Source organism: Halococcus sp. IIIV-5B (assembly GCF_003602035.1).
Taxonomy (GTDB): domain Archaea; phylum Halobacteriota; class Halobacteria; order Halobacteriales; family Halococcaceae; genus Halococcus; species Halococcus salsus.
Map to the genome: position 1 here is coordinate 62,886 of NZ_QZWE01000019.1, position 10,394 is coordinate 73,279.

General features: G+C 69.4%; 9 protein-coding genes. 3 read left to right on the forward strand and 6 right to left on the reverse strand.

Annotated features, from left to right (window positions below):
• Positions 1 to 70 precede the first annotated feature (70 nt).
• Both D3261_RS13255 and D3261_RS13260 read left to right on the forward strand, forming a co-directional pair.
• A complete protein-coding gene (locus tag D3261_RS13255) occupies positions 71 to 550 on the forward strand; it encodes an RNA-binding protein (protein WP_120073126.1) in 480 nt (159 codons plus the stop codon).
• Positions 551 to 601: 51 nt separating this feature from the next.
• Positions 602 to 1,021 carry a hypothetical protein gene (locus tag D3261_RS13260; RefSeq protein ID WP_120073127.1) on the forward strand — a complete coding sequence of 140 codons (420 nt, stop codon included), beginning with the start codon at positions 602 to 604 and terminating at the stop codon, positions 1,019 to 1,021.
• Here the strand turns inward: D3261_RS13260 and D3261_RS13265 are convergent.
• Complete coding sequence (locus D3261_RS13265; RefSeq protein WP_120073129.1) at positions 1,008 to 1,745, reverse strand: SDR family oxidoreductase; 738 nt, start codon at positions 1,743 to 1,745, stop codon at positions 1,008 to 1,010. The genes D3261_RS13260 and D3261_RS13265 overlap by 14 nt on opposite strands.
• A gap of 103 nt (positions 1,746 to 1,848) precedes the next feature.
• On the opposite strand from D3261_RS13265, the gene D3261_RS13270 reads away from it, so the two are divergent.
• Positions 1,849 to 2,610 carry an SDR family NAD(P)-dependent oxidoreductase gene (locus D3261_RS13270; protein ID WP_120073131.1) on the forward strand — a complete coding sequence of 254 codons (762 nt, stop codon included), beginning with the start codon at positions 1,849 to 1,851 and terminating at the stop codon, positions 2,608 to 2,610.
• On the opposite strand, the gene D3261_RS13275 is transcribed toward D3261_RS13270, so the two are convergent.
• The 5 genes from D3261_RS13275 to mutS form a co-directional block, all read right to left on the reverse strand.
• Positions 2,595 to 3,950 carry an MFS transporter gene (locus tag D3261_RS13275; protein WP_120073133.1) on the reverse strand — a complete coding sequence of 452 codons (1,356 nt, stop codon included), beginning with the start codon at positions 3,948 to 3,950 and terminating at the stop codon, positions 2,595 to 2,597. The genes D3261_RS13270 and D3261_RS13275 overlap by 16 nt on opposite strands.
• Positions 3,951 to 4,046: 96 nt before the next feature.
• A complete protein-coding gene (locus D3261_RS13280; protein WP_120073135.1) occupies positions 4,047 to 5,465 on the reverse strand; it encodes an NAD(P)/FAD-dependent oxidoreductase in 1,419 nt (472 codons plus the stop codon).
• A 55-nt stretch (positions 5,466 to 5,520) separates the two neighbouring features.
• Positions 5,521 to 6,465, reverse strand: a complete 945-nt coding sequence (locus D3261_RS13285; protein ID WP_120073137.1) for a sugar kinase — start codon at positions 6,463 to 6,465, stop codon at positions 5,521 to 5,523.
• Between the two features lie 51 nt (positions 6,466 to 6,516).
• Positions 6,517 to 8,604: a DNA mismatch repair endonuclease MutL gene (gene mutL / locus D3261_RS13290; protein WP_120073139.1), complete on the reverse strand. Its 2,088-nt coding sequence runs from the start codon at positions 8,602 to 8,604 to the stop codon at positions 6,517 to 6,519.
• Positions 8,597 to 10,394, reverse strand: a 1,798-nt coding sequence (mutS, locus tag D3261_RS13295; protein ID WP_120073141.1) for a DNA mismatch repair protein MutS, incomplete at its 5' end; no start/stop codon positions are given. The genes mutL and mutS, both read right to left, overlap by 8 nt.

Below are 10,394 nucleotides of genomic sequence, written 5' to 3' on the forward strand. Positions count from 1 at the left end.
GCACCATCGCACTTACCTCTTCGCGTCGGTCCAACGCACGATTTATGCCCGCCCGCCGAGACCACCACGCATGGAAGTCAGGTCCCGCCACCACCTCCGGAGCGATGCCGTGGCCACGATCGAGGACGCGCTCGCCGAGGGCTTGGGCGTCGACCTCGATGGCGACACCTACGAACGCGTCGAGTTCGCCGACTCGGACCGCGACCTCGTGCTGGTCGACGGCGACCCGCTGGTCTGTTACTTCGACGACGACCCCTTCGTGACCGTGCGCGGGGCGAACACCCATCCACCCGGAAAACACGTCGTCACCGTCGATTCGGGGGCGATCTCGTTCGTCTCCAACGGCGCGGACGTGATGCGCCCCGGCATCACCGAGGCCGACCCCGACATCTTGGCCGGTGACCTCGTCGTGATCGCAGAGGAGTCACACGGGAAGGTCCTCGCGGTCGGCCGCGCGACCGCCGCGGGCGACGAGATGGTCGGCGACTCGGGGAAAGTCGTCGACTCGCTTCACCACGTCGGCGACGACCTCTATGGCTTCTCGATCTGAGACACACACGACAACCCCGCCAACCACCCCGCCGACCGGCCGTCACCCGACATGACCCGAACCGCCACCGTCCGTGAAGCCGTCCTCGACCGGCACACCGACCTCCTCGAAGCCGTCCTCGCGTGTGCCGACGCTGTCACCGAAACGTGGGACGACGGGGAAACCACCGACCGGGCAGCCCTCGTCGGGCCGTTCGAGCGCGCACTCGAACAGGCCACTGTCCACCGGCGCTTGCCGGCGGTGCTCGTCACGGCGGTCGAAGCCACCGGCGGGAGCCTGTCTGCGAAGCCGGTCGCCGCCCCGCCCTACGTCACCGTGACGAGTCGCGGCCCCGTCCTGCGCGCGACCCTCGAAACGGAACGACTCGTGCTCACCGTCCGCGCCTTCGACGTCGAGCGCGACCCCACTCGATACGTCCGGGACGCGACGACGGTCGCGGACGCGCTCGGGGTCGAGTTCAGAAGTCGCTGAGCTTGTCGCGCCGGTAGAGGTCGAGTTCGCTCACCATCGAGCGGTCCTGCCCGGCGGCGAACGCCACCGCCGCCGCGATCTCGTCGGGCTCGGTGACCTCACCCTCCTCGAACCGTTCCTCGAAGCTCTCCTCGCCGCCGAACTCCGTCCGAACCTCGGAGGGGTTGACCACGGAGACCGCTATCCCATCGTCGCCGACCGCCGCCGAGACGCTGAGCGCGAACCCCCGGAGCCACCACTTCGTCGCGGCGTAGACCGGGTTCGACGGGCGGGGGTACTGCCCCGCGAAGCTCCCGATGAAGACCAGGTTTCCCTCGGTCTCCCTGAGGTGTGGCAGGGCGGCCCGCGTCGTGAAGAAACAACCGTCGACGTTCACGTCCATCATCGTCCGGTAGTCCTCGGTCGAGAGCCCCTCGACGCCGGAGCCACGACCGAGCCCCGCGTTGTTGACCACGACGTCGAGCCCGCCGAACGCCTCGACCGCTCCATCCACGAGCGCTTCGACCGCGCTCTCGTCGGTGACGTCGGTCGGGGCCACGAGCGCCTCGGTGCCGTACTCCGCCTCGATGCTCCCGGCGAGCTCCTGGAGGCGCTCCTCGCGGCGGGCGGCGAGCACGACGTTGGCACCCTCGCGGGCGAGCGCGTGGGCGGTCTCGTTCCCGATCCCAGAGCTCGCACCGGTTATCACGGCCGCTTTCCCGTCGAGTCGCTGGTCGGTTGGCATACCTCCACATGACCCCCGGTGCGGTTCGCTCTTTCGGCACCGCGTACACGAAACATCGTCGTCGTTAGTGATCCTTATCCGGCACGCGCGAGAAGCGAACCGGATGCGATTCGATGAGAAGACGGTGTTCGTCACGGGTGCTGGCGCGGGGATCGGGCGGGCGACCGCCGAGCGGTGTGCCGAGGAGGGCGCGACGGTCGTCGTAACGGACGTCGACCGCGAGGGCGGCGAGGAGACCGTCGAACGGATCGCCGAGTCGGGCGGCGAGGCGACCTTCCACGAACTCGACGTGAGCGACGCCGAGGCGTTCGAAGACTGTGTCGACACCGTCGTCGACGACCACGGGCTCGACGTCGTGGTCAACAACGCCGGCATCGGCCACCCGCCGGCGGTGGTCGAGGAGACCGACGAAGCGGTCTTCGAGCGCGTGCTCGACGTCAACCTCCGGGGGGTGTGGAATGGCTGTCACGCCGCGCTCCCAGTCCTGAAAGCCCAGGGCTCGGGCGCGATCGTCAACGTGGGTTCGCTCGCGAGCCTGCTCGGTCTCCCGAAGCAGTCGGTCTACTCGCTCACGAAAGGCGCAGTTCTGAACTTCACGCGGGCCGTGGCGGCCGAGGCGGGGCCGCACGGCGTGCGCGCGAACGCGGTCTGTCCCGGGTTCACCGACACCCAACTCGGCCAGCAGTACTTCCAGTCACAGGGCGACCCCGAGAAGGCGATCGAGCGGATGACCGCCCAGTATCCGCTCCGACGCCTCGGCGAACCCGAGGAGATAGCGGGCTGCATCGCGTTCCTCGCGAGCGACGACGCCTCCTACGTCACCGGTCAGGGACTCGTCGTCGACGGCGGCTACTCGGCGTGGTGAGCGGGGCGAAACTCCTCGCCGAAGACGACGAAGTAGGCCGTCCCCAGGAGACCGACGACGGTCGCCGCGCCGAAGGCGAGCGTCGGTGAGCCGGTGATAGCAGTGCCTGGAACCGCGAGACCGCCGTAGAGCGCGCCGCCGAGCGCGGCGCTCGGGATCACCACGAGGTTGCGCACGAGGTAGTACGCGCCCGTGACCCGGCCGCCAGTTCCGGCCTCGGCGGGCCCCACGATGAGCGCCTTGTGGGCTGGCAACCCCGCGAAGCGCAGCCCCGAGAAGGCGAAGAGTCCCGCGAGCACCAGCGGGTCGGCGGGGGCGGTGATGAGCAGCACGGGGAAGACCGCGTAGACCGCGAACCCGACGGCGACCACCGGCTTGAGACCGACCCGCCGGGCGAGTCGGGCGACGGGGACCATCGTGAGGAGTGCCACGGTCATCTCGATCCCCAGTAAAATTCCGAAGTACGCCTGTGGCGAGAGCGAGACCAGTCCAAAAGCAGGAAGGCGAAGCGAGAGCCCGACTTCGAGGAACCGGGTGACGACCACCACGAAGAAGACGTAGACCATCCCGTTGGCGAAGCGGACGAGGGTGTCGGCCACGAGGAGCGGCCGGAGCTCCGAGGGGAGGTTTCGCAGGTCCGCGACGAGCTGGCCGACCCCGCCGAATTCCTTGCCGAAGCTATCACCCGCCGGGTCGTAGAGGACGCGCTGAGCGAGGGTTCCGGCGAGCGCGAAGGCGACCGCGACCGCGAGCACGACGACGAACGCCGAGACCACCTGTGGATCCGTCATCGAGTCCGTGCTCGTCCCGCCGGCGGCGACGAACACCCCGGCGGCGAGCAGCGGCCCCACCAGAAACGCGCTCCGGCGGAAGGTCTCGGTGCTCGCGAACCCCTCGGCCAGCCGTTCGGGTTCGACGCTCTGTTTCACGATGGCGAAGGTCGCACCGAGCCCGAAGGAACTCCACGCCTGCGCGAAGACGAGGCCGACGAATATCAGGGGAACAGCGAGGCCCCCGAAGGCGGGCGCGACGAGCCAGATCGCGAACCCGACCGTCGAGAGGAGTCCGAACAGCGTGAGCGCCGACCGCGACCCGATCCGGTCGGAGATCGCGCCGCCGGGATAGGGGTAGACCGCGCTGATGACGTTCGCGAAGCTTCCGTAGAGTCCCACCACGACCGCGCTCGCGCCGAGCGCGAACATGTACTCCGAGAGGTAGCGGCTCGTCATCTGGAAGCCGAGGCTGAACGCGAACATCGCGACCGAGAGCACGAGCACGTCGCGTTCGAGCGCGAAGAACTCGCGGAGGGTCGCCCGAACGCCCGCGGGTTCATTGGCCATGTCCCGCACTCGACTGCTCGGCACAAAAACGATTCCCGGGGAGGGTTCGGATCCCCTCCGGAGAACTCCGGAGACGACCGAATACGGTCCCGAAACTCAGTCGAGCTGGGCGGCCGTCTCGCGAACGACGCCGTCGATGATCTCGGGCGTCGTGGGATGGTAAGCCCGGTCCGGAACGTCGCGGACGTCCATCCCGTTCTCGATTATCACCTGCATCGTCTTCGCCATCACGTCGGCGTGGTAGTGGAGTCCCTGATAGCCTAGTACTGTTCCGTCGTTCGCGTCGACCACGAGTCGCGCCAACCCTTCTGGCACGTCCTTGGTCTTGAACACCCCGTCGTCGGAGGCCGCCCTGGTCGCGGTCACGACGTCGAGCCCCGCTTCCTCGGCGGATTCGAGCGAGTGGCCGACCCGCACGAACGGGTAGACGCCCGCACCGGAGAACATCACGTGGTGGTGGACGTTCTCGTACTCGGTGAGTTCCTCGCCCGCGGCGTCGGCGAGGATGTTCTCGGCGGCGACCGCGCCCTGTTCCTTCGCGACGTGGAGGATCGGTTCCTTTCGGTTGACGTCGCCGACCGCGAAGAATCGGGAGTCCTCAGTGGCCTGCATCGTGTCCGCGACCCAGGCGGGGTCGGGGTCGACGCGGCCCGTTTCGTCGGGTTCGATCCCGAGCGCCGTGTTCTCGAGCCCGAGCCGGTCGAGGGTGGGCCGCCGCCCGGTGAAGAGGTAGAGTTCGTCGGCCTCGACGGTCTCGTCTTCCCCGTCGTGGTCGACGTGGAGGCGAACCCCGTCGTCGGTGGCCTCGATCGACTGCTCGTGGGTCTCGGTGAGGACCTCGATGCCGAACTCCTCGCGGTAGAGGTCGAGGAGTTCGTCGCCGAACTCGGGGTCGGCCTCGTCGAGCGGGCGTTCGTCGTGTTCGATCACAGTCAAATCCATCCCGCAGGCCTCGGAGAGGTAGGGGACCATCTCGATGCCCACGTAGCCGAAGCCCATCACGACGCCCGAGTCCGGGAACTCGGTCCTGTCGAGTACGTCGGAACTGGTGGCGTAGTCGACGTCCTCGATGCCGGGGAGGTCGGGCACGTTGACGCTCGATCCGGTCGCGACCACGACGTAGTCGGCCTCGATCTCCCGGTCGCCGACCTCCACAGTGTGATCGCCGACGAGCCGCGCGGTGTCGTGGACGAACTCGACGTTCTCGCGCTCGGCGAGGTCGTGGACCGCTGCCCGACGGTGGCTCGCGAAGTTCGAGGTGTGTTCGTTCTTGGTCTCCACTACCTCTTCGAGGTCGACCTCGGGCACCCCCGAGAGGCGGTGGTCGTGACGGACCTGGAAGCGGTGGGCCGCCGCCGAGAGGACCTCCTTCGAGGGCATGCACCCGCGAAGGATGCAGAGCCCGCCGCCGGGCTCGCCGTCGTCGATGAGGGTGAGGTCGACGTCCTCCTCGGCGAGGGCGTTCGCGACCGCGACGCCCGCGCTGCCGTAGGCTCCGATGATAACGACGTGCATGACACGACTACGAACTCCGGCGTTTAGCACCTGTCGATGTCCGAAGTTCGGGCGCTCACTCCACGGTGGCGCCACCCATCGAGTCGACGCACCGCTCGACGGTCGCGGGGTCGATGGCCGGTACGGCTCCCTCGATAGTCCGGGCGAGCGCTCCGCAGGCCACCCCCGCCGCGAGCGCGCGGTCCGGCGACTCACCCGCGAGCCGGCGTGCCAGAAAGCCGCCACAGAGCGCGTCGAACGCGCCGCGGTCGTCGATGGCGTCGGTCGCCGGCGCGTCGTGGTCGTCGACCCGGTTGTCGTGCCAGACCACGGCACCGCGGTCCGCCCGAACGAGCACCACGGTCTCGAAGCCGTGGCCGGCGGCGAGCGCGTGGGCGGTCCCCGTCGGCGTCGCGCGGTCGACGAACGCCGCCGCACCCGCCTCGGTGGTGAGGAAGACGTCGGTCGCCGCGAGCAGCGGGGAGAGCGCGTCGCGCGCCGACGCCGACTCGACGACCCGGGGTCGCGAGAGCGAACAGGCGGTCGTCACCCCGCTCGCACCGCACCCCTCGAAGACCGTGCGGGTGGTCCCGGTCAGCGTCTCCGAGAGGGTGGCGGTCGCGCCGCTGGTGAGGACCATCGAGGCGTCGTCGGTGGTCGATGGCGGGATCTCCTCGGGAGTCATCGAGGCCACCGCCGCTTCCCGGTCGTGGAGGGTCCTCCCGCCGCGCGGCTCGCCCGCCCGCTCCGTGAACGCGAGCCCCTGTCGGCCCGTCTCCGCCCACGAGACCATCGTCTCGACGCCGTGCCGACGGAGCGCGCCGGTCACGCGCCGGCCGAGCGGGTTCCCGGGGAGCTTCGAGACCCAGGCGGCGTCGGCACCGAGCCGGCTCGCCGCGATGGTCGCGTTCGACTCGGGACCCGTGACGCCGACCGCGAACCGCTCGGTGGTTTCGAGACGTTCGTGTTTCGGCGGCGCGAGTTCGAGCACGGACGCCCCGAGGGCGAGGAGGTCGGCCATGGGTTCGATTCCGCCCCATCGTATATCAGCCGATGGGAGGTTCGGACGAAGCTACTGCTCCGACTCCCCGGTCCGGCGGCCGGCGTGACCCGGATAATCGCGTTCGAAGCGGTCCGCGAGCGCCGTCTCGCCGATCTCGACCACCACGGGACGGCCGTGAGGGCAGGCGTAGGGGTTCTCGCAGGCGTCGAGGCTGGCGAGGAGTTCCATCACGGAGCCTTCCGTGAGCGAGGTGTTGCCCGTGACGGAGGGATAACAGGCGAGATCCGCGAGCAGCGCGTCGGCCGAGGCCTCGACCACACCGTCTTCCTCGCGAACGAGCGCCGAGAGCGCGTCGCGCAGGAGCTCGGGGTCCGCCGCACCCGCGAGCACCGCCGGCACGGCCGTCACGTCGACCCGGCCGTCGTCGAGGTCGGCGCGGAAGCCGAGGCCCGCGAGCGCGTCCTCGAACTCGGCGAAGAGTTCGGTCTCCGCGGGCGTGAGCTCGATCTCGATGGGGGTCGAGAGCCGCTGGATCCCGGTGTCGCCGGCGAAGCGCTCGCGGAGGCGTTCGTAGTTGACCCGCTCGTCGGCGGCGTGTTGGTCGACCAGGAGGAGGCCGTCGGGCGACTCACAGACCACGTAGGTGTCGTGAAGCTGGCCGAGCACGCGGAGCGGCGGCAGGCTGTCGAAGTCGGCCTCATCGGCCACGCGGTCGCCGTCGAGCGTGGTCTGTGTCTCCCCGCCCGAGAACTTCCGGTCGGCCTCGACTGGCGAGCGCCCTGTCCCTCCGGAACGGTTCGACGGCTCCGGCGGCGTCGACGAATCGTCGTCTCCCTGGTCGCGCTGGCTCGACGGAGCGACGGGGCCCGCCGAGGACTCCATCGAGGGGTCGGCCGACGCCGTTTCGGAAGGGGTCGCTTCCGATTTCGGGTCGTGTGAGGTGGCCGGACTCGTCTCGGTTTCGGTGGGTTCGGCCGGCTCCGGATCCGTGGTCGATGGCGCTGCCCCCGACGCGTCGACGCTCGTCTCCCGCGGTGTCGACGACGGTTCGGCGCTGTTCGTGGCACCGTCGTCACCGGGTTCGATTTCGGTCTGCTCCGGGGCCGACCGGCCGCGCGGCGCGCCCGAGCGGACGAGCCCCGCGTCGAGGAGAGCGGTTCTAACGGCGCTCTTCACCTGCTCCGTCGCGCCGGACTCGTCGGCGAAGCGGACCTCGAGCTTCCGGGGGTGGACGTTGACGTCGACCGATTCGGGCGAGATCGAGAGGAAGACCACCGCGAACGGGTAGCGGTCGGGCGCGAGCTGGTCGCCGTAAGCCTCGACCACGGCATCTCTGACGGCGCGCGCGGTCACGTACCGACCGTTGATGAAGGTCGAGCAGTGTTCGGAGCTCGTGCGGTTCGTCTCTGGATGGCTCACGACGCCCGTGACGCCGTCGAGCGGGCCGTCCGGAAGGTCCGCGCCCTCCACTTCGACCATCGCCTCGGCGACCTCGCGGCCGTAGACCGAGAGGACCGTGGCTTCGAGGCTCCCCTGCCCCGTGGTCGAGAACACCTCGCGGTCGTCGTGTTCGAGCACCAGCGCGAGGTCGGGATTCGAGAGCGCGTAGCCCGTCGCCACCCGATTGACGTGCGAAAACTCCGTCGCGTCGCGCTTCAAGTACTTCCGGCGCGCGGGGACGTTGTAGAACAGGTCCGAAACCTCGACGGTGGTGCCCTCCGGACAGCCCGCCGGTTCCACAGTTTCGATCTCGCCGCCGGCCAGCCGGAGTTCGGTGCCGCGGCTCGCACCTCGGGCTTTGGTGCGGATCGTGACCCGCGCGACCGCGCCGATGGCCGCGAGCGCCTCCCCCCGAAAGCCCAAGCTCCGCACCCCGGCTTCGAGGTCTTCGATGTCACCGATCTTGCTCGTGGTGTGTTTCTCGACGGCGCGCTCGACGTTCTCGCGGGTCATTCCGGTGCCGTCGTCGGCGACGCGGATCCCGTCCTTGCCGCCGCGCTCGACCGTGACCCGGACCCGCGAGGCGTCGGCGTCGAGGCTGTTCTCGACGAGCTCTTTGACCACCGACGCGGGCCGCTCGACCACCTCGCCGGCCGCGATGCGCTCGATCGTGGACTGGTCGAGCCGCCGGATATCGCTCTCGCCGGACTCACTCATCGTCCAGCTCCCGTTGCCAATCCTCGACTTTGCCCATCAGTTCTACGGGGGATGTCTCGCCGATGTCGGTGTCGCGAAGCGCGTCGAGCACCGATTCCTCGGCCGGGTCGCGTTCGGGGTCGCTCGTCTGGTCGTCCGCGGACGCTTGCCCGCCGTCGGCGCTCGCGGAGCCCCGGAACGAGCCCGAGCCGAGGTCGAACACCGTCTGCACGGGCTCGCTGGTCGAGCCACGCGCCTCGATGGCCTTCTCCGCCCGGAGTTTCGCGAGCACGTCGCGCGAGCGCTCGACCACCGGTCCCGGCACGCCGGCCATGTCGGCGACGTGGACGCCGTAGGAGCGGTCGGTCGGGCCCTCCTCGACGGTCCGCAGGAACGTCACCTCGTCGCCGTGCTCGTCCGCCGCGACGTGGACGTTCGCCACCCGGTCGAGGTGTTCGGCGAGTCCTGTCAGTTCGTGGTAGTGGGTCGCGAACAGCGTCTTCGCCCGAACTTCGTTGTGGAGGTACTCCGTCGCGGCCCACGCGATCGAGATGCCGTCGTAGGTCGCCGTCCCACGACCGACCTCGTCCAAAATGACGAGCGAGTCCTCGGTGGCGGAGTGGAGGATGTTCGCGAGCTCGCTCATCTCGACCATGAACGTCGAGCGGCCCTGCGCGAGTTCGTCGAGCGCGCCCACCCGGGTGTAGATGCCGTCGACGGGTGCGATCCGGGCGCTTCGAGCGGGCACGAAACTCCCGATCTGGGCGAGCAACGTGATCAGCGCGCTCTGGCGCATGTAGGTCGACTTCCCCGACATGTTCGGGCCCGTCACCACCAGGAACCCGCGGTCGTCAGTAAGTGAAAGATCGTTCGGGACGAACTCGACGTCGTGTTCGACTACCGGATGGCGACCCGCCTCGATGTCGAGCCCCGAGCCAACCAGCTCGGGTCGCGTCCAGTCGTTCTCGACGGCGTGGACCGCGAGGCTCGCGAGGCAGTCACACTCGGCGAGCGCCCGACCCACGTCCTGCAGGAGTTCGGCGCGGTCGCCGACTCGTTCGCGAAGAGCACAGAACAGTTCGTATTCGAGGTCGCTTCGTTTCTCCTCGAACCTGAGCACCTCGCGCTCGCGCTCCTCCAGTTCGTCGGTCGTGTAGCGCTTCGCGTTCTTCAGCGACTTTATCTCCTGGTACTCGTCGGGTACCGCGTCGGTCTCCGAGTGCCCGACCTGGATGTAGTAGCCGTCCGTCTTGTTCCGGCCGGTCGAGAGGTGGGTGATTCCGTACTTACCCTTCTCACGGTCGGCGAGCCCGTCGATCCACTCCAGTGCCTCCTCGTGGCCCGTGATCAGTTCGTCCAACTCGTCGTCGTAGCCCCGCTGAAAGAGGCCCCCCTCACGAACCGTGGCGGGCGGATCGTCGGCTATCGCCCCGTCGAGTTCCTCGCGAAGCGCCGCGCCGGCCTCCCGGTCGAACCGGGTGAGGACGTCCGCGAGCGGGGAGTCGGCGAGCGCCGAGTCCTCGACGACGGCCGCGGCCGCGGCGGCCACCGCGAGCGTCTCGCGCACCCGGACGAGATCCCGGGCGTCGGCGCTCCCCGAGACCGCCTTGCTCGCGAGCCGTTCGGCATCGTAGCCGTCGGCGAGCGTTTCGCGGAGTCGTTCGCGGGCGAGCGCCTCGCGGGCGAGCGCGTCGACCCCGTCCGCCCGTCGTTCGAGTTCCGCAACGTCCTGCGTCGGTCGACAGAGCCACTCGCGGAGGAGGCGACCGCCGCCGCTCGTGGTCGTGTGGTCGACGCGCTCGCCCGCGAGG

Bases quoted from the DNA above. Each gene is read 5' to 3' on its own strand.
- D3261_RS13260 (WP_120073127.1), top strand. From the start codon at position 602: ATGACCCGAACCGCCACCGTCCGTGAAGCCGTCCTCGACCGGCACACC.
- D3261_RS13255 (WP_120073126.1), top strand. From the start codon at position 71: ATGGAAGTCAGGTCCCGCCACCACCTCCGGAGCGATGCCGTGGCCACG.
- mutL (WP_120073139.1), bottom strand. From the start codon at position 8,604: ATGAGTGAGTCCGGCGAGAGCGATATCCGGCGGCTCGACCAGTCCACG.
- D3261_RS13285 (WP_120073137.1), bottom strand. From the start codon at position 6,465: ATGGCCGACCTCCTCGCCCTCGGGGCGTCCGTGCTCGAACTCGCGCCG.
- D3261_RS13275 (WP_120073133.1), bottom strand. From the start codon at position 3,950: ATGGCCAATGAACCCGCGGGCGTTCGGGCGACCCTCCGCGAGTTCTTC.
- D3261_RS13280 (WP_120073135.1), bottom strand. From the start codon at position 5,465: ATGCACGTCGTTATCATCGGAGCCTACGGCAGCGCGGGCGTCGCGGTC.
- D3261_RS13265 (WP_120073129.1), bottom strand. From the start codon at position 1,745: ATGCCAACCGACCAGCGACTCGACGGGAAAGCGGCCGTGATAACCGGT.
- D3261_RS13270 (WP_120073131.1), top strand. From the start codon at position 1,849: ATGCGATTCGATGAGAAGACGGTGTTCGTCACGGGTGCTGGCGCGGGG.